Source organism: Sediminibacterium soli (assembly GCF_009939225.1).
Lineage (GTDB): Bacteria > Bacteroidota > Bacteroidia > Chitinophagales > Chitinophagaceae > Sediminibacterium > Sediminibacterium soli.
In genome coordinates this window covers 1-18336 of sequence record NZ_JAACJR010000010.1, presented here as the reverse complement: position 1 = coordinate 18336, position 18336 = coordinate 1, and the positions used below count along the sequence as shown (strand labels likewise).

General features: G+C 47.9%; 15 protein-coding genes and 1 tRNA gene. 7 read left to right on the top strand and 9 right to left on the bottom strand.

All coding sequences use genetic code 11. From position 1 onward, the window contains the following. Positions 1-98: 98 nt before the first annotated feature. Positions 99-1244 (bottom strand): glycoside hydrolase family 130 protein, encoded by a 1146-nt coding sequence (locus tag GWC94_RS15700; protein ID WP_161836185.1) that lies wholly within the window; start codon positions 1242-1244, stop codon positions 99-101. Positions 1245-1254: 10 nt separating this feature from the next. Beyond that, on the bottom strand, positions 1255-1980 hold the full coding sequence (locus GWC94_RS15695; RefSeq protein WP_161836183.1) for a ThuA domain-containing protein: 726 nt from the start codon (positions 1978-1980) through the stop codon (positions 1255-1257). Positions 1981-2122: 142 nt separating this feature from the next. Here GWC94_RS15695 and GWC94_RS15690 point away from each other — a divergent pair, with 142 nt between their 5' ends. From GWC94_RS15690 to GWC94_RS15680, 3 genes are all read left to right on the top strand, one after another. Beyond that, positions 2123-3304, top strand: coding sequence for a nucleoside permease (locus GWC94_RS15690; RefSeq protein WP_161836181.1), 1182 nt, complete (start codon positions 2123-2125; stop codon positions 3302-3304). A gap of 66 nt (positions 3305-3370) precedes the next feature. After that, a complete protein-coding gene (locus GWC94_RS15685) occupies positions 3371-4561 on the top strand; it encodes a Gfo/Idh/MocA family protein (protein WP_161836179.1) in 1191 nt (396 codons plus the stop codon). An 88-nt stretch (positions 4562-4649) separates the two neighbouring features. Continuing rightward, entirely contained in the window at positions 4650-6821 is a 2172-nt protein-coding gene (locus GWC94_RS15680; RefSeq protein ID WP_161836177.1) for an outer membrane protein assembly factor BamB family protein, read from the top strand. Between the two features lie 88 nt (positions 6822-6909). On the opposite strand, the gene GWC94_RS15675 is transcribed toward GWC94_RS15680, so the two are convergent. Continuing rightward, positions 6910-7836, bottom strand: a complete 927-nt coding sequence (locus tag GWC94_RS15675) for a sugar phosphate isomerase/epimerase family protein (protein WP_161836175.1) — start codon at positions 7834-7836, stop codon at positions 6910-6912. 23 nt (positions 7837-7859) lie between these two features. Next, a complete protein-coding gene (locus GWC94_RS15670; protein WP_202628847.1) occupies positions 7860-9758 on the bottom strand; it encodes a glycoside hydrolase family 3 protein in 1899 nt (632 codons plus the stop codon). 87 nt (positions 9759-9845) lie between these two features. Here GWC94_RS15670 and GWC94_RS15665 point away from each other — a divergent pair, with 87 nt between their 5' ends. After that, on the top strand, positions 9846-10619 hold the full coding sequence (locus GWC94_RS15665) for an NUDIX hydrolase (protein ID WP_161836173.1): 774 nt from the start codon (positions 9846-9848) through the stop codon (positions 10617-10619). A gap of 29 nt (positions 10620-10648) precedes the next feature. Here the strand turns inward: GWC94_RS15665 and GWC94_RS15660 are convergent, their stop codons facing one another. After that, entirely contained in the window at positions 10649-12364 is a 1716-nt protein-coding gene (locus GWC94_RS15660) for a GMC oxidoreductase (RefSeq protein ID WP_161836171.1), read from the bottom strand. Between the two features lie 275 nt (positions 12365-12639). Between GWC94_RS15660 and GWC94_RS15655 the strand changes: the two genes are divergently transcribed. Then, positions 12640-13023 carry a hypothetical protein gene (locus tag GWC94_RS15655; RefSeq protein WP_161836169.1) on the top strand — a complete coding sequence of 128 codons (384 nt, stop codon included), beginning with the start codon at positions 12640-12642 and terminating at the stop codon, positions 13021-13023. Between the two features lie 301 nt (positions 13024-13324). On the opposite strand, the gene GWC94_RS15650 is transcribed toward GWC94_RS15655, so the two are convergent. From GWC94_RS15650 to GWC94_RS15640, 3 genes are all read right to left on the bottom strand, one after another. After that, positions 13325-13384 (bottom strand) — tRNA-Ala (locus tag GWC94_RS15650). A 550-nt stretch (positions 13385-13934) separates the two neighbouring features. Beyond that, positions 13935-14144: a hypothetical protein gene (locus GWC94_RS15645; protein WP_161836167.1), complete on the bottom strand. Its 210-nt coding sequence runs from the start codon at positions 14142-14144 to the stop codon at positions 13935-13937. A 56-nt stretch (positions 14145-14200) separates the two neighbouring features. Continuing rightward, positions 14201-14884, bottom strand: coding sequence for a hypothetical protein (locus GWC94_RS15640; protein WP_161836165.1), 684 nt, complete (start codon positions 14882-14884; stop codon positions 14201-14203). 70 nt (positions 14885-14954) lie between these two features. On the opposite strand from GWC94_RS15640, the gene GWC94_RS17135 reads away from it, so the two are divergent. Next, positions 14955-15197 carry a helix-turn-helix domain-containing protein gene (locus GWC94_RS17135; protein WP_394367119.1) on the top strand — a complete coding sequence of 81 codons (243 nt, stop codon included), beginning with the start codon at positions 14955-14957 and terminating at the stop codon, positions 15195-15197. Here the strand turns inward: GWC94_RS17135 and GWC94_RS15630 are convergent. After that, positions 15194-15487 carry a hypothetical protein gene (locus GWC94_RS15630; protein ID WP_161836161.1) on the bottom strand — a complete coding sequence of 98 codons (294 nt, stop codon included), beginning with the start codon at positions 15485-15487 and terminating at the stop codon, positions 15194-15196. The two genes, GWC94_RS17135 and GWC94_RS15630, sit on opposite strands and share 4 nt — an antisense overlap. An 816-nt stretch (positions 15488-16303) precedes the next feature. On the opposite strand from GWC94_RS15630, the gene GWC94_RS15625 reads away from it, so the two are divergent. After that, complete coding sequence (locus GWC94_RS15625; RefSeq protein ID WP_161836159.1) at positions 16304-18214, top strand: hypothetical protein; 1911 nt, start codon at positions 16304-16306, stop codon at positions 18212-18214. Positions 18215-18336 lie beyond the last annotated feature (122 nt).

Here is an 18336-nt window from a genome sequence, read left to right as displayed (position 1 = left end):
AGAAAAGGTCGTCATCGTGAGTTGACGTGAGTTATCGTGAGTTTGTTCGGTTAAGAAGGATATGGAATTCGGTCCGCTGTCCGGTTTGATAACTCAGGTTACCGTCTCTCCGCCACCGCGATTTTCGAGTCCGCTGTGCCGTAGTAGATAAACCAGCTGTTTTTGAAATACGCCAGTCCCTCGAGGAAACAGACATTGTTTACCTGCCCGGTGATCTCGTAAGGTTTATCGGGCCGGAAAAAATAGTTATCCAGACGCGCAAGGATTTTTGTGGGATCATTTTTATCCATCAGCACCTGTCCGCCGGTATACGTGCCATCGGGAAGACTGGTATCCCCGATATTTCTGAGGTTGCGGCTGTTATAGATGAGTACGATGCCTTTGTCCGTGACCATTGCCGGCGGACCGGGTTCTACCAGATCACTGTCGAACTTACCGTTGCGTGTGGGAATGGCGATAAGCAGGGCGGGCATGTTCAGTGCTTCGTTTTTCGGGGGCACAGGCGGCTGCTCGCCCGGCTTCATTTCAACGGGCGTCCAGTGAACCAGGTCGTCAGAGACCGCGGTGTAAATAAATACATCCCCAAAATACATCCAGTACTTTCCATTGATCTTTTCGGCGATCGCTTTTCCTTTTTCGTAGCGGCAAACGATGCTGCCCGATTTCGACCATTTGTTAAGGTACTTTCCATGATATGCGTCCGCGAATACGGGGCCGTGTTTGGTCCAGTGAAACAGGTCCCTGGAACTGGCCACCAGCAGCCGGGCAAGTTTACCGTCGTAGGCGGTATAGGTCATATAATAGGTACCGTTCGCATCTTCCACGATACGGGGATCTTCACAGCCGCCCTGCCATTCGTATACTTTGCAGGCATCGTTGTCGGGGTACAGTACCGGCGTACGGTAGCGGGTAAAATGGAGCCCGTCGCCGCTCTCCGCAATACCGATGCGCGAGGTGCCGGCGGGCAGTCCCACAGTGTCCTGTGCACGGTACAACATCCAGACCTTACCATCTTTTACAACGATGGCAGGGTTAAACACGTCTTTCTGTTCCCAAAAAACCCGTTTGTTCGTAACAGGATCGGTAAAACTGCTGCTATCGGGTGATAGCACCGGGTTTACCGCATCGGCTTTTTCAAAACCGAGCAGGGCCCAGCTGCCGCCGGCGCCGGTTTCTTCGGGTGACTGACAGGCAGCACAGGAAAGCGCGAAAACAAACGCGCAGATACGGGATGGTGACAGCATGAAGGATCGTTTATCGATTCATTGCATAACGGATACCCGCCAGCAGGTGACCCAGGAACAGGGGATCGCTGTAAGATTCGTCTGTATGACCCAAGCCGGTATAAAATGCGCGGCCCCCGTCGAAATCGTGGTACCAAGCAATGGGATGAAGATCACCGTTCGCGCCGCCTGTATAGGATTTCTCATCGAGGTTGATCAGCACATGCAACCCGTTCTGGATGGATTTGTAGTTGTACCATTCGTCCTTTCTTTTCCAGGGATTGGGCAGGTGCGAAGTGGCGGGGTTATTTGCGTCAACGATCTGCAGAGATGCTTCCTGTTGTTTGGGATGGCTTTTGAAATAGGCTCCTGCCAGCTGGTTGTACCAGGGCCAGTCGTATTCGGTGTCGGCAGCGGCATGTACGCCAACATATCCCTTGCCTGAGCGGATAAATTTCTGAAAGGCCTCCTGCTGTGCATTGTCGAGCACATCGCCGGTGGTGCTGAGGAATACAACCGCAGCATATTTCTTCAATCCTTTTCTGGTAAAAACGTCTGCATCAGAGGTGGTATCCACATCAAAACCGTTCTCCTGCCCCAGTTTATAAATGGCAGGGGCGCCAACGGTTATGGACGCGTGGTGAAAACCCTTGGTTTTGGAAAACACGAGTATCCGCGGTTTTTTCTTACCGGCGGTAAAAGCAAATAATCCAAGCACCAGCAGCAGGGAAAAGGCATAGCGAATCGTACGGTTCATAACAAAGCATTTATTTGGTTACGGCGAATGAAAAAACTGAATAAATAATACCCGGCCGATCCCGATTAAATTGGCAATTATTCCTACATTCATTTTTTTCAACCGGAGTCTAAATCTAACGAAAGAAAACCAAAACAAAGCCATGAAAGCAAAAACAGGCTCGCTGCTCTCCCTGATGATGTTTCTTGAATATTTTATCTGGGGCGCCTGGTATGTTACGATGGGCACCTATATGGGCGGCCACCTCAACGCCAGCGGTGTGGAGATAGGCGCCGCCTACAGCGCACTTGCCATTGCCACCATGATCTCTCCTTTTTTTGTGGGACTGATCGCCGACCGTTTTTTTTCGGCGCAGAAGATCATGAGCGTACTGCACCTGGTTGGCGCCGCCCTGCTGTTCCTGGCTACCCGTATCGGCGACAGCCAGGCATTTTACTGGGTCATACTCGGCTATTCCCTGCTGTACATGCCCACGATCGCGTTGAGTAACAGCGTGGCATTTTCGCAAATGACGGATCCCGGCAAACAGTTTCCCTGGATCAGGGTTTTTGGTACGCTGGGCTGGATCGTTGCGGGTGTATTCATCAGCAAACTGGGTATCGAAAAAACATCTTCCACCTTTCATATGGCGGCCATTGCCTCGGCTGCCCTGGGTCTGCTAAGCCTGGCACTGCCCAATACACCGCCAAAAGGAAAGAACAGCGATTCCTCCTCCGCAATCGGAACAGAGGCATTTGTGCTGTTCAAAGAACGGCCTTACCTGATCTTTTTTGTTGCCGCGATACTGGTATGCATCCCGCTTTCTTTCTATTATGGTTTTGCCAACCCGTTCCTGAACGAAATAGGTTTTGAAAACGCCGCGGGTAAAATGACACTGGGTCAGGTATCAGAAGCGGTCTTTATACTCGCCATCCCATTCCTGTTTAACCGCATCGGTGTAAAGAACATGCTGCTGATGGGTATGACGGCATGGATACTGCGTTATGTATGTTTCGCCTATGGCGATACCGGCGCCAATAACTGGATGCTGTACGCGGGTATCGTACTGCATGGCATCTGTTACGATTTCTTTTTTGTAACGGGTTATATGTACACAGAGAAAAAAGCCGGCGAAAAAATCAAAAACGCGGCGCAGGGACTTTTTACCTTCGCCACCTATGGCGTGGGTATGTTCATCGGCACCTGGTTCTCGGGTTTTATCGTTGACCAGTACCAGACAGGCAGCGTGCACAACTGGCAGAAAATATGGTTCGTGCCGGCGTATATTGCACTCGGTGTGCTGGTGTATTTTATCCTGTTTTTCAGAGAGAAAAAACAGGCATAAGCCCTATTCACAACAACATCAACTCAAGATTCACCATTCAAAACCATTCTAACCAATACGATTTCTATGAAAAAAATTGCCATGCTGGGTTCCGGGTTTATCGGACGTTTTTATGCGGATTCATTACAGGGTTACCGGAGCCGCGACAAAGTGATCAGTATCTATTCGCGCCGGGAGGAAAGCGCCAGGAAATTTGCCGCGGATTACGGCTGTGAACACTGGACAACGAACATGGAAGAAAGCATTGCGCACCCCGATGTGGATATCGTATGCATCTCCCTGCCCAATAACCTGCACGAGCAGGCGGTACTGCTTTGCTGCAAACACAAGAAAGCCGTGATGACCACCAAACCGCTGGGCAGGAACGCAGAAGAAGCCAAACGCATGCTGCTTGCCGTAGAAGAGGCGGGCATCTTTAACGGTTACCTGGAAGACCTGGTATATACGCCCAAGTTTATCAAGGCGAACGAAAGCGTAAAGAATGGCGCGCTGGGCAGGGTATTATGGGCCAAATCAAGAGAAACACATCCTGGTCCGCACAGCGACTGGTTCTGGGATATTGAGCAGGCCGGCGGTGGTTGCATACTCGATCTTGGCTGCCATTGCGTGGAAATTACCAGGAGTTATATCGGCAAAGACATCAAACCCGTGGAAGTGATGTGCTGGGCCGATACGCAGGTAAAACCGATCGATGCGGAGGACCATGCGATCGGTCTGGTGAAATACGAGAACGGCGCCATCGGCCAGTTTGAAGTAAGCTGGACATTCCGCGGCGGTCTGGACCTGCGCGATGAAGTGATGGGCACCGAGGGTACGATCTGGATCAACAGTTTTTTACGTACCGGTTTCGATATGTTCACCACAGGAAAGGGCGGGGATTATGTTGCGGAAAAAGCCGAGAGCAATACCGGCTGGCTGTTTCCCGTAGGCGACGAACTGAACGAACTTGGCTACAACCATATGTTCATGGATATGTTCAATGCCATGGAAAAAGGCGTGGCACCCAAAGAAACTTTTTACGACGGATATGTGGTGAACGCCATCCTGGATGCAGCCTACCGCTCAGCAAAAAGCAAACTCTGGGAGCCTGTTCAGCTCGATATCTGGAGAGGAAAAACAGGTCTGACCAAGGAAAGTCACCTGGTGGAATACGATAAGGACCATTATCTCGTCAAGGAAGAAATGACCCATTACGGCGCAAAAAAACTGATCCTGAAACACAAGGAATCAGGAAAGATAGTGGAGAGAGTGGGGTGAGAGGAAATGAACAGATGAACAGATGAACAGATGAACAAGGAATGGGGGAATGTTGATCGGATAGTTGATTGTTCGTTTAGGATTTGACATGCAGTTGCAGAAAAGCCGATTATATTTTGTTGCGATCTTCTTTCTTGCGGTTGCTTCCTGTGGCAGGGAAAATAGCCGCGGGTGGCGGGTGTATGGGGGTACGGGAGAGAACGATCACTATTCGGAGCTTACAGAAGTGGATACCGCAAATGTATCGCAGCTGCAGGTTGCCTGGGAATACCATACCGGCGATGCGGATACCGCCAGGCATTCGCAGATACAATGCAATCCCATCATTGTAGACGGTGTATTGTACGGCACCAGTCCCACCCTCCGCCTGTTTGCGCTCGATGCGGCCACGGGAAGACAGCGCTGGGTATTTGATCCGGACTCGGCATCCAGACAGAAAGGTGCCACCGCATTGAATTTTATTCTCAATAACAACCGCGGTGTTACCTATTGGGAGGATAGAAAAGACAAACGCATATTGTACACTGCAGGCTCTTTTCTGTATGCCGTGAACTGCATCGACGGTACACCCATACGGAGTTTTGGAAAGGATGGTAAAATAGACCTGCACGAAGGACTGGGCAGGGAGGTCAAAGACCTTTATGTGGCCGCAACATCGCCGGGTATTGTGTACCGGGATCTCTATATACTCGGATCGAGGGTGGACGAAGGACCGGCGGCGGCACCGGGACATATCCGCGCATTCGACGCAAGAACCGGCGCCATCAGGTGGGTATTTCACACGATACCGCAACCGGGCGAATTTGGATTCGATACCTGGGAAGACAGCATTGCCTACAAACATATCGGTGGCGCCAACAGCTGGAGCGGTTTTACGCTCGATGAAAAAAGAGGCATCCTGTTTGCGCCCACCGGCTCGGCCTCATTTGATTTTTACGGTGGCAAACGAAAAGGCGCCAATCTTTTTGCCAACTGCCTGCTGGCCCTGGACGCCGCCACCGGAAAAAGAAAATGGCATTACCAGCTGGTGCACCATGATATCTGGGACCGGGACCTGCCCTGTCCGCCCGTACTGGTCACCGTTAACAAAGACCAGCGGCTGATCGATGCCGTTGCGCAGCCCAGCAAACACGGATGGATCTATGTATTTGACAGGGAAACCGGCACACCCGTATTCCCGATCGATGAAATACCCATCGATACCGCAACTGCCTTAACAGGTGAAAAGATCTGGCCTACCCAGCCCATACCCAGGCTGCCAGCACCTTTTGTAAGGCAGACGTTTTCAGAAAACGATCTCAACCCCTACCTCTCCGATACCGCACTGGCTTCGCTGAAAAAAGAACTGGCCGGTTACCGGTATGGAAAATTATTCCTGCCACCCGGAAAACAGACCGCGATACAAATTCCCGGTCTCGACGGTGGCGCCGAATGGGGCGGCCCTTCCTACGACCCGGGCACGGGCACGCTTTACATTAATGCCAATGAAATGGGATGGAAGATGGCCATGGTTGACAGGAAGCCTACGCCAAAGGGGAAACAGCTTTTTGCCGAAGCAGGACTGCGTCTGTATACGCAGAACTGTATGAGTTGCCATGGTGCAGACAGAAAGGGAGCCGGCAATTATCCCGCACTGACCGGCATCAGCAAACGGTATGCCCCCGCAGATGTGCAACAGCTGATGAAAACGGGCCGGCGGATGATGCCCGCCTTTGCACATCTCTCTGACCAGGAAAGAGCGGCTATTACCTCGTATATTATGGATCTTACCATCGAAAAGAAGAAACTGTTTATTCCGCCGCCGGTGGCGGAAGACAGTTTCCGCGCGCTTCCTTACCAGTTTGCGGGCTACTACAAATTCATGAAAGAGGGCTACCCGGCAATCGGTCCGCCATGGGGTACCCTTACCGCCATTAACCTGAACAGCGGCGAACACCTCTGGAAAACAACGCTTGGAGAATATCCCGAACTGAAAGCAAAAGGCATTCCGCCTACCGGCACCGAAAACTACGGCGGACCCGTGGTTACGAAGGGAGGCCTGTTGTTTATTGCCGCTGCGCGCGACGGAAAACTGCGTGCCTACAACAAAAGAACAGGCAAACTGCTCTGGGAATATAGCTTACCTGCCCCGGGTTTTGCCACGCCAAGCGTATACCGGGCCAATGGCAAACAGTACCTTGTCATAGCCTGCGGTGGCGGAAAACTGGGAACCGTCTCGGGAGACAGTTATGTGGCGTTTGCGTTGGGAGGTGGTAATTAAATGGGTGAATGGTTACATGGCTGGATGATTCATAGGTTGCGTACCCGTGGACCATTTAACAATGTAACCATTCACCCATTGCACTGCCCTACTTCAACACCCTCTCCTTCAGATATGCATAGCTGGCAGCAATATTCTCCAGGGGTTTGGGGGCTCCGTCCTGTTCAACAAAATAGTATTTCATGCCGGACAGTTCCGCGTTGTCGAAAATGCGTTTGAAATCGATCGAACCTTTTCCGAGTTCCACTATCTGCGAATAGTTATTGGCGAGATCCTTTACATGCCAGAGCGGGAACCGGCCTTTGTGCTGTTTGAAAAGTTCCACCGGATCTTTTCCTGCTTTCATGGTCCAGGCAAGGTCCAGTTCCATCTTCACCAGGTCCTTGTCTGTTTCGGCAAGTATCAGGTCGTAGGGCACCACACCGGCTACGGTCCGGAACTCAGCATCGTGGTTATGGTAGGCGAATTGCAGGCCTGCTTTTTTAGCCGCTTCGCCTGTTTTATTCAGTACTTCTATCGATGACTTGATCTCTTCCAGCGAACCGATCGGTGTGTTGGCGCAAACCAGGTAATTAACACCGCCCTCGGCCACCTGGTCAACCAGTTCCTGCATATTATCGCGCAGGTTTTTCATTGGCGGAATGCTGATCGGCTTACCATCTGCACCCACAGGCGGTTTGGCGCCGGCCGGCATTCTAAAAGGCGCGCCAAGCACATGATGTGAGCGCCAGTGCATGCCGTTGTCTTTAACCAGTTTGGCAAAATCTCTCGGACTCATTCCATAAAAACCGCCTTTTTTGCTGAAGGCAGACTCAATCTCGCCGTAGCCCGTGTCTGCGATCTTCTTGATATAGCCGGGCACGTCCTCGTCCATCACACTGAACAGGGTAAACAGCTGCAACCCGGGTTTTGCGAATGCTGCTGCGGTCTGGCTGGCGAACAGGTCGTTCCTGAGCAGCCAGCTTCCTGCAGTCAATGCTGCAGTGTTGCGGAGAAAGTTTCTGCGTGTATGCATGGTTTTGTTTTTAGGTGAACTGATCAATATTGTAAGCCGTGACCGAATTTATACAAAGGATCCTTTGAATCATAGGGCAGGTCTTCTTTCTGTTTTCGAACGGCCTCCATCGACGAAGGCAGCTCGAACGGAAGTTTGCCGCCGGGTTTGGCTTTACCGAATACCACATCGAGCACGGCGGCATCGCTGGCGCCAAAATCCGCAAGCACCGCTTTTGCCTTTGCATTGATCTCAGGAAACACCGCGGGCCGGTCGAGGTAAATATCCACGATCGAGGGAACCCTGCTCATGATCTGCAGGATACTGTCGCGTTCCCTGGGTTTAAAATCAAGATCGCCGTGGTGAAAACCCCGCGCCATAAAATTCTTTGTGTCAACAGGCACCCAGGGAGTGTTCAGCCGCAGAATGGCAAAGTCTGCCTCCTCCGGTTTTTGCACCACGGTTCCATAACGGGCAACCAGTTTGGGATCCATATTACCGGCATATATCTTCCATTTACCCGTCTGCAAAGGAAGTTTTAGCTGGCTGCCGGATCCGTTCTTCAGCAATACCATCGCCCTGCGCTGCGCGTCTTCTCCTGCTTTTACAAAAGCCGGTTTACCCACTGTTTTTTCCGCCTGTTCCACATCCACAAAAGGATTGTCGAACAAACCCAGTTCGAATTTCTGGCGTAACAATCTTTTTATGGAAATATCCAGCCTGCTTTCTGCCAGTTGTCCGTCTTTTACGAGTTTCACCACGAGTTCGGGCTCACTCTCGCCGCCAAACTGGTCAACGCCGGCATTGATCACTTTCAGTACGCGTTGCTCCGCCGAAAGATTTTCAACACCCCATGCGCGTGCCGGCCATATCGTTGCGCCCATGTTTGCATCGGTGATCAGTCCCCAGTCTGTACAAACCACACCATCGTATTTGTATTTATTACGCAGCAGATCGGTGATCATTGCTTTGTTGAAAGAGAAGCCAACGTTTTCTTTTGTCTGGTCGGTGGGGATGCCATAATACGGCATGATCGCCGCGGTATGCGCCCTGAAAGCCGCTTCGAACGGTATCAGGTGGTAATTGAAATTATTACCCGGGTATACCTGTCCTTTCTGGAATTCAAAATGCGGATCGAGTCCTTCTTTCTGCGGACCTCCGCCCGAAAAATGTTTGGTCATGGCCGCCACACTGTTAGGTCCCAGTTTGCTGCCCTGCAGTCCTTCCACATAGGCCGCCACCATTTTTGCGGCCAGCTGTGCATCCTCGCCAAAGGTTCCGCTGATACGCGGCCAGCGGGGTTCTGTGGCAAGATCGGCCATGGGATGCAATGCCTCGCGTATACCTACGGCAAGGTATTCCTGCCTTACCACATCGGCAAACTGTTTTGTAAGCGCCGGATCGCCGATCGCACCCAGACCCAGCGGCTCGCACCAGAGCGAGAATCCGTTCGCCGTCATGGAAAAAAGATTCTGGCTGAATGCATTGCGCGGATCGGACGCGATGGTAACCGGTATACCCAGTCTTGTCTGCTCCGCCGCTTTCTGCACATTGTTGTACCAGGTGGCCAGGGCGCGCACACCGGGTACCTGCCAGAGATTAAAATGGTTCATCTTCTTACCGTTCAGCAGGGCCGGCGCCGCGGGCAGCCGCGCAAACATACCCGTGCCGGGTTTGTCTTCAAGAGAGCCGTCATCGCTTATCTTGGTTCCATTGATGAATAGCATACCCGCTTTTTCTTCCAGTGTCATCTGTTTCAGCAGGTCGTTCACCCGCGCGTCAACCGGTTTGGATGCGTCTTCATACACATCCATCCTGCCGTTCTTGTTGAGGTCGCGGTAAGCAAAAGGTGTTTTGGGAGGTAAATGTTTCCATGCGATGAGCATGCACAGCGCAAAAGTGGCGGCAACGGATCCCATTACCGGTAAGGCAAGCTTTTTCATACAATGCGTCTTTATGACGCAATGATAATCGTTTGCTTTGAAAATTCCCAATGCCCGCCGCAGTTTTTTATGCTATTTTCGGTAAAGATGCAACAGAACCTGACCATAGCGGATGTGATGCAGAACGGCGGCAAATGGTTTATGCCTTCATTGTCACTCGATTGCGTCATCTTCGGTTTTCACGAAAACCAGATGAAGGTATTGCTGCTGAAAATGAAGAACGCGGAACAGTGGGCCCTGCCCGGCGGTTTCATCTACAAAGACGAAGACATTGAAGAAGCGGCCATCCGTGTTCTGCGCGAGCGCACCGGCATCCATGATATTTTTCTGCAGCAGTTTCATGTATTCGGCCGGCCCGGCCGGTCGGATAAGAAATTCCATTCCGATATCATGAAAAAAGACGGCATCAAACCGGCAAAAGATCACTGGATACTGCAGCGGTTTCTCACGGTGGGGTATTATGCACTGGTTGATTTTGCACATGCCATCCCCCACCCCGACGGCACTTCCACTTCCTGCGAATGGTGGGATATTCACGAGGTGAAGGAATTGTTCATGGACCACAAACATATCCTCGACAAAGCGCTGGAAACACTGCGGCTGCAGCTCAATCACCAGCCGATCGGCTATACATTGCTGCCGCAGAAATTCACCATGCCTGAATTACAGAAACTCTACGAGACCATACTCGATAAAAAACTCGATCGCCGCAATTTCCAGCGACGCATGATGGGCTATGGCATTCTCAAACGCCTGTCCGAAACACGCAAAGGCGGCGCGCACAAAGCCCCCTATCTCTATTCATTCGATCTGCGCAGGTATAAAAAAGCCCTGCAGGAAGGACTGCAGGGCGGATGGTAGACAGGTTACTTTGCTTGTTGAGCTTACACTTATATATTTCCTTTCTTCAATTCATTCACCGCATGATCGGCCGCCCTGGCGGTGAGCGCCATATAGGTTAACGAGGGATTAACGCAGGCGGAAGAGGTCATACAGGCGCCATCCGTTACAAATACATTCTGTGCATCCCATACCTGGTTGTTGCCGTTGAGAACGGATGTTTTGGGATCCTTACCCATTCTTGCCGTACCCATTTCATGAATACCGTGACCGATGGCGTGCCCGGTATCCCAGGTGCGCACATTGACCGCACCCGAAGCTTCCAGCATTTCCTTAAGGTCTGCCGTGATGGCTTTGCGCATTTTCATTTCGTTGTCTTTCAGCTCGCAGTCCATCGACAACACCGGTAAACCCCATTTGTCTTTCACCTGTTTATCCAGCGAAATCCTGTTTTCGTGGTAAGGCAGTATCTCACCGAATCCTGTTGCACCGATGCTCCAGGGTCCTGCTTCGGTCAATGCATCTTTATAGGCACCGCCGATGTTCATCTCCGCTATTTCCCTGCCCCATCCGTTCCTGCTGGCTGCGCCCTGGTAACCGTAACCGCGCAGAAAATCGCGTTTGTCGCCACCCAGATTGGCAAAACGCGGAATATAAAAACCGGTTGGTCTGCGGCCATAATAGTATTTGTCTTCATAGCCCTCGATCGTTCCCGTGGCGCCGAGGTTATAGTGATGGTCCATTACGTTGCGGCCCAGTTCCCCGCTGCTGCTGCCCAGTCCCTCGGGCCATATATCGGTGGCGCTGTTGAACAGTACCCAGGTAGAATTAAGCGCCGATGCATTCAGGAAAACGATCTTTGCGTGGTAACTATAGGTCTGGTTATTCTCTGCATCCAGCACTTCCACGCCGGTGGCTTTTTTGGTGTTTTTGTCGTAGAGCAGTTTTGTTACGATGGAGAAAGGACGCACCGTAAGGTTGCCTGTTTTCATCGCTGCGGGCAGGGTGGATGACTGCGTGCTGAAATAACCGCCGAAAGGACAGCCTTCCCAGCAACGGTTACGGAACTGGCAATTGGTTCTGCCCTCGATGGCCTGTGTAAGATTGGCCACGCGGCCGATGAACAAATGACGCTGTCCTTTGTAACGGTCCTTGATCCGCGTGGCTACCTCTTTTTCCACGCAGTTAAGATCCATCGGCGGCAGAAACTGTCCGTCGGGCAGGTGCGCCAGCCCTTCTTTTGACCCGCTGATACCGGCAAATTTTTCGGCATAATCATACCATGGGGCGATATCCTTATAACGGATCGGCCAGTCCACACCGATCCCTTCTTTTGCGTTGGCTTCAAAGTCGAGATCGCTCCAGCGGTAACTCTGCCTGCCCCAGAGAATGGAGCGGCCGCCCATCTGGTAGGCGCGCCACCAGGTAAAAGGTTTTACTTCTGTATAGGGCGAGGCTTTTTCATCCACCCAATAATCCATCACCGCCTCCTGTGCCGCCCATCCGCGGTGTATTACGGGGTACTGTTCCCGCTGTGCAGCCGTTGTTTTGCCGCGGTGTTCAAAATCCCAGGGATTTTTGCCGGCTGTTTTGTAATCCTTGATATGCTCCAGCGGCCGGCCGCGTTCGAGCATCAATACTTTCAATCCTTTTTCCGTGAGCTCTTTTGCGGCCCAGCCCCCGCTGATACCGGAGCCCACCACGATGGCGTCGAATGTATTCTGTGCTTTTGCTTTGTTGTTGATGTTGGTGGAATCTGCAGACATACGGTCGGTTGTTTAGTTGGTGATGGATGGATGCAACAACCGGTACCCCGTGGCAAGCAGTTGTCGGGCAATGGTTTTGAAATTACGGATTTTCGGGTAAACGCAAAACAACAGCTGCAATTCTGTTTAGGCGCGGTTGGCAAATAGGGCCGCCGCAGATTCGCAGATCAGAAGGGATTGAATCCGCGGATCTGCGGCGGCCCATACCGGGAGATACCCGCAAACAATAAAAAACCTACATTGCGCATCCAACAAAACAACCGGATTTATTATCTATGGACACGCAACCGATATCCAAAGACCCAGCGGCGCTGGCGGCTATTTTCAACCAGGATTACCTTAACGGCAAAGCCCTGTATCTGTACCTGACGGGTAAAATACCCAGCATAACGTTTATGAACGAAATAGATCCCTTCGATGCCATCGCTGCTTTCAGGAAGACGCACGACAGCGAAATAGCAGACTGGTACAACGAGGCCGTATGGAATCCCGACAGCCAGGGATTTGGTATGGAAAACTGTTTTTTTGTGCTGAAGAACCAGGTGATCCTACATTTCGGGCACAATTTTGTGCATATGCTGCACGATATGAACGACTGGCCCTATATCGAATCACTGGCCCGGCTGTTTGCGCCCTGCCGGGTAAAGGAGGAGATATAGGTTGGGGATGCCCTTGACTCGTTTGAAAAACTTCAACGAAGATTATCAGGCGCAATAGCAAAGCTTCATAGATCTGAAACTTGGTGGAGAATACCGATTCGAACCGGTGGCCTTCCCGCTGCCGCGGGACGCTCATTTCAACTGAGTGATTAATCCAAATAAAAAAGGACTCCTTTCAGAATCCTTAGTGTGTGGAGAATACCGGATTCGAACCGGTGGCCTTCCCGCTGCCGCGGGACGCTCATTTCAACTGAGTGATTAATCCAAATAAAAAAGGACTCCTTTCAGAATCCTTAGTGTGTGGAGAATACCGGATTCGAACCGGTGGCCTCTTGCATGCCATGCAAGCGCTCTGTGAGCTGATATACACCTGAAAAGCCTGTTTTTTGCTGGTTTTATTCCATTTTCTGACCCAAATCTGACCCAAAATATTGTTTACTCTGCTTTTACCGCCTGATATCTGCTATCAGGTAGTTGGCAATTATTTTATGCGTGTCGAATATGTCGGTTATGTCGAATTATTTTGTTCCCTTAGTGCCGTTGGCCTCTCGTATTCCTCAAAATCCATTGCCAAGTACAAATCTTGATTAGCTATAGGCGAATCACCTTCCTCTTTACTCTTGAATTCATTTGGCTTCTTTAGCTTGTTATTGATTTTACCTGTGTACAGAAACATCCAAAATGGATTCACCCTATCTTTCAGAATCCTGCCAAGTCTCCGATAATCAGCATACCTAATTAAGATAAATACAGGCCATAAAAACACTAAAAATATTGCACTCAAAACATATCGAATAACTTTACTTGTTTTTAGAGGCGTTTGGTAGCTCCAAAATAATAAGGTGAAATTTAAACAACCTATGAAGGTGTAAACGAGCATGTACATCAGCTTGCAATTATTGATTTATGTGTTATTTCTTACCGTCAATCATTTTCTTAGCTATATAAATGGTAGCTATTACAAGCGGAATAAGTAACCATATTGGGATTTTGTTCATTCCATTTGCTATTCCATTAAGGGCTTCTCCAGCTACATAGAAAATAAAAATAAACACGGAAATAACTATTACAGCAATAACAATGAATTTTGCTGAGGATTGAGGTTGTTCGTCATTGCTCATATTTTAATGCTTTAAGTGCTTTATCAGAAAAATCATTACCAACGTAGCTCGATTTGTTAATTATTTGGAAATACATCTTCGTATCTAATTGCGGGATTTGAAAAACAACTTCCATCTCCAAAAATTCTTGTTCCACTTTCTGCTTCCCACTTTTCAGAAGCCTGACTGTAAGAACCAAACAGGTGATGCTGAATAACGATTTTATAAGGACTACTGCTCGAACTTTTGAGTGTTTCAATTAGACAGTCTTTTATTTTGAGCATTTTTTCATCTGTATAATCTGAAACTTTATAAACTTTAGAGTAATAAGCTTCTATATCCGAAATGGAACCCTTAGGAACAAATGCAGTAAAATAAACCCATTTAGTATTCCTTTCTTTATTGGTTTTTGTAGTAGGCTCGTTATTCTTACTGGCATCAGATATGCCAGCCAGATAACCTTCTCGTGAAATGATACTCAGTAGGCAATCGTTTGCAAATGATATGCTGCTTTCTGTATAGCACTTGTCTGCTTTATAAACATTTATAGAATCTCTAATAATGGATTCTAATACAGCCAGTGATTTCAAATTCGCCTGTTTTGTGACAGGACTTTCAGTAACCATTAAAATCCATTGCCTGAATCTTTGACATTTAGCTCCATACTCAAGACAATTATTCTCTTCTTTTTGCTGGCAGCTAAAAGAGATAGCTACTATTACGGTGATTAAGATATTTGAACTATGCAGAGCGGGTCTCATAAAACAGTTTAGTTAAATTTAGGGATAATTATCCCTATGACAAATTATCCTTATTTGTTCCCTTTAGTGGGTGAAAAAGAGAACCCGAAAGCCATATTACAGAGACGATGATTTTCTGTTAAAAATCGGGGAAAAAGTGCGCTCTATACGAATGGATAAGGGCTTAACACAGATGGAGTTAGCGTTTAAATGTAACGATAAAGATTACTCACAAATAAACAGAGTTGAATTGGGAAAAGTCAACTTTTCTGTTTCCTATCTCTCCCTGATTGCGGATGCGCTGGAAATAGCCCCAAAGGATTTGCTTCCTTAATCAATACTGTAAACTACCTCTGTTACTGTTAAGTGCATTTCTATATGCAAAATGATGAGCCGCAAAACCGTTTCATCATTTATAACACCTGCTAAAACCTTCCATTTCATTTTATCGCTTCCTGTACCTGATAGCCGATTATTTTCAAGCACAATAGTTCTGCCTTGTGCAGATACGATAATAATTTCAATCCTTTCAGACTGATGCACGATTTGAGCCGTTAAGGTCAGGCTATCGTCTTCCATTTCATCATCCTGCATGTGGATGGTAAACTTCCATTTCTTATTCATGTATGAATGTTTTACGGTTATTAATGTGGTCAGTCAGCGAATTGTTAGGAAGTGAATTGACTGAACGATATATTTCCCCAACACCAAATATTTGTTAGCCACTCAAAAACGCCTATTCATTTGCTGGGGTGAGTAGTAAAGCCGTGATAACGGCAATACTCACACAGCGCATATCTGCTGTTCAGCATACCGGAGGTATCAGCGTAGCCCTTGTGAAAGCAGGTATAAGCGCAGCAAATGGAGGCAGAGTGGCGAGAACCGAAAGGAGTTGCGGTATATGCGATAGCAGATATGAAAGCAACGGAATGCTGATTTACGAAGGGTTGCAAAAACCATGACGATTACTCCGCAGGATAATTGGCATGTGTTTTTAGGGCAGAGGGTAAATACGGCATACCTTATTTCCTGCATGGCTCTGCACAGGTGCATAAATGACTGTTACAGGTGCTGGGCTTTGTACTACTGTTGCTCATGTTTTCAAGTGCGTAGACAAGGTTACCGGGGGCATAGCTGGTGCATTCGAGCCCTTAGGCGCAGAATACGGAAGTGGAGTTAGCAGTCCAATACATACCGCGGAGGGCGGATTGGCCAAATTAACTATATAATGGTAATAATTTGGCAGATTTGGGGTATACCTCCGGGTGCATTTAAAGGCTGGTTTTGCCTGCTCTCTATTAGCTGATACACATACCAGATTTATATCCCAAAATCTTACTATACAGAATGCCGTTAGCGTACCTTTGAGGTGAATTAAACAATATTTACACGACTTAGGGGAGAATCTATTATAGGAGTAAGTCGTGAATTTAGGACAAAATGGAAAGAATAATACCCAAATACAGAGATGGCAACAAAAGCGTATTAACGAAGCTTAGCGACCATTATGACCGCCTACCCAGTGGACTTTTCTATAAGGGAGAAACCGGTATGGGAGCAACCTATCTTGAATTGACATCCAAACGGAATTCGATAATTGTTGAACCAATTAAGGTTACAGCCTCCAGCAAGGCATATCATCATAATGCCCTCTATGTTGGAAGTGAGACAATCTTGCACCCCAAAAAAAATGACTTTGGGGAAATCGTAGAATACCTAAATCGTCCTGATATCCCGTTCAAAAAAATAGTTGTCGTAGCTGACAGTTTGTATAAGGTAGTCTCCGCGATTAAACCTGAAAATCTAAAGGATTATTTCTTGCTAATCGATGAGATAGACTCAGTACAACTTGACTCTTCATTTAGAGCGAGGATGGAGTCGGTCATTGACATTTATAAAAGCTTTCCAAAAGAGAATCGAGCTATGGTTTCCGCTACTTTTATTTCATTTTCTGACCCAGAATTAGCAATGGAAGAGCAAATCAATGTAAGATATGATGAGCCAACGCAGAGAAAAATCAAATTATACTTCTCAGATAATATTAAGGGAGCTTCACTAACTGTTATACAACAAATCTTGTCCGCATTTCCAAGCAATAAAATAATGGTGGCCTATAACTCAGTTTCCGGGTCATTAAGTTTGATAAACTATTTGGTGACTCATAGGATAGTGGAGAGAAATGCAGTTAAGTTGCTTTGCAGCGCAAATAGTAAGGATGAGGCGGGTGAATACTATAGTGAGATAGATAGCGATAAGCTGCCTGCGACCATTAATTTTGTGACCTCCGCGTATTTTACTGGGTTTGACATTAACGAGAAATATAATTTGGTTTCGATTAGTGACAACAAATCACCTATATCCTCCCTATCTGATAATAGATTGAAACAAATTGCAGGGCGTTGTCGCCCGGGCTTACTTTCAGAATATATATTATATAATCTGGCACAAACCGACAAAGAAAAAGGCGGGTTTACTTTTAACCAGTTAGTAGAAGTGGCAAATGCCGAAATTCAAGCATTAGAATGCATACGCGGCAATTTTATGTCAAATGAGATTTTAAGTTTAAGCCATGATAAAATAAGGAATCTAATAATTGAAAAGGCTTTGCCAGAGGAACACAGGTACATTAGACTAAAAGGTGATACTCCGGTAATTTCGTATCTCAATATAGATGCTTACTTAGAGGGCCAGAGAATTCGAAGAACCCTTTTCAATCGCAGAGGCAAGCTGGCGGCCGCTTTGCGTTCGCAAGGACATATAGTTGAGGAGGTAAAGATGGTTTCGACCACGCAAGTAGAAAAAATAGACAATAAAGCCGCCAGTAGAAAGAGCCGAGTTCAACGAATAGCCAGTGAGATAAGGCTACTTAAACCTGACGATAACCCGAGGCAATTGTATTTGCTCAAGAATCTTGACAAGCTTCAAAAAGACATTATTGAAGCTTATAGCATGCTGTACAAAAATATCGAACCAACTCAACTTATAGATTTGATTGAATCAAAAGCATCCGCAGGCCGGGATAATCGCGTGTTCAAGAACTTCATTTCCTCGGCGTTTTATTTCATTCTCAATCCTAACGACCGATATAAGCTGGAAGTCGCAAGAGAAATTGTTGTGGGCAAACAATATTCGAATGATGAGCTCTTGAATAAATGGAAGGACATTCTAATGAATATGAACTTGAAAAAAGCTACTGATGCAACTGCTGCCGTTAAGCTATCCAATATTCATTTTAAGCTTACAAGATGGGAAGATAAAGAAACGAGGAAGCAACTTGGACACAAAATTAAAAATGACAACCCCTATGGCCTACGCCTAATTGAGCACTTACCGGTAGTAAATAATCTGTAGAAGTTAAGAGTTGATCTGACAAATGGGATTAAATTTAAGTAACAACACTTATTTAATAACCCCAAAATGTCAGATCATGAACTCTGAAACTAAGTTAATCAAATCTCGCGTAGGCCTTCTGA

Bases quoted from the DNA above. Each gene is read 5' to 3' on its own strand.
- GWC94_RS15700 (WP_161836185.1), bottom strand. From the start codon at position 1,244: ATGCTGTCACCATCCCGTATCTGCGCGTTTGTTTTCGCGCTTTCCTGT.
- GWC94_RS15695 (WP_161836183.1), bottom strand. From the start codon at position 1,980: ATGAACCGTACGATTCGCTATGCCTTTTCCCTGCTGCTGGTGCTTGGA.
- GWC94_RS15690 (WP_161836181.1), top strand. From the start codon at position 2,123: ATGAAAGCAAAAACAGGCTCGCTGCTCTCCCTGATGATGTTTCTTGAA.
- GWC94_RS15685 (WP_161836179.1), top strand. From the start codon at position 3,371: ATGAAAAAAATTGCCATGCTGGGTTCCGGGTTTATCGGACGTTTTTAT.
- GWC94_RS15680 (WP_161836177.1), top strand. From the start codon at position 4,650: ATGCAGTTGCAGAAAAGCCGATTATATTTTGTTGCGATCTTCTTTCTT.
- GWC94_RS15675 (WP_161836175.1), bottom strand. From the start codon at position 7,836: ATGCATACACGCAGAAACTTTCTCCGCAACACTGCAGCATTGACTGCA.
- GWC94_RS15670 (WP_202628847.1), bottom strand. From the start codon at position 9,758: ATGAAAAAGCTTGCCTTACCGGTAATGGGATCCGTTGCCGCCACTTTT.
- GWC94_RS15665 (WP_161836173.1), top strand. From the start codon at position 9,846: ATGCAACAGAACCTGACCATAGCGGATGTGATGCAGAACGGCGGCAAA.
- GWC94_RS15660 (WP_161836171.1), bottom strand. From the start codon at position 12,364: ATGTCTGCAGATTCCACCAACATCAACAACAAAGCAAAAGCACAGAAT.
- GWC94_RS15655 (WP_161836169.1), top strand. From the start codon at position 12,640: ATGGACACGCAACCGATATCCAAAGACCCAGCGGCGCTGGCGGCTATT.
- GWC94_RS15645 (WP_161836167.1), bottom strand. From the start codon at position 14,144: ATGAGCAATGACGAACAACCTCAATCCTCAGCAAAATTCATTGTTATT.
- GWC94_RS15640 (WP_161836165.1), bottom strand. From the start codon at position 14,884: ATGAGACCCGCTCTGCATAGTTCAAATATCTTAATCACCGTAATAGTA.
- GWC94_RS15630 (WP_161836161.1), bottom strand. From the start codon at position 15,487: ATGAATAAGAAATGGAAGTTTACCATCCACATGCAGGATGATGAAATG.
- GWC94_RS15625 (WP_161836159.1), top strand. From the start codon at position 16,304: ATGGAAAGAATAATACCCAAATACAGAGATGGCAACAAAAGCGTATTA.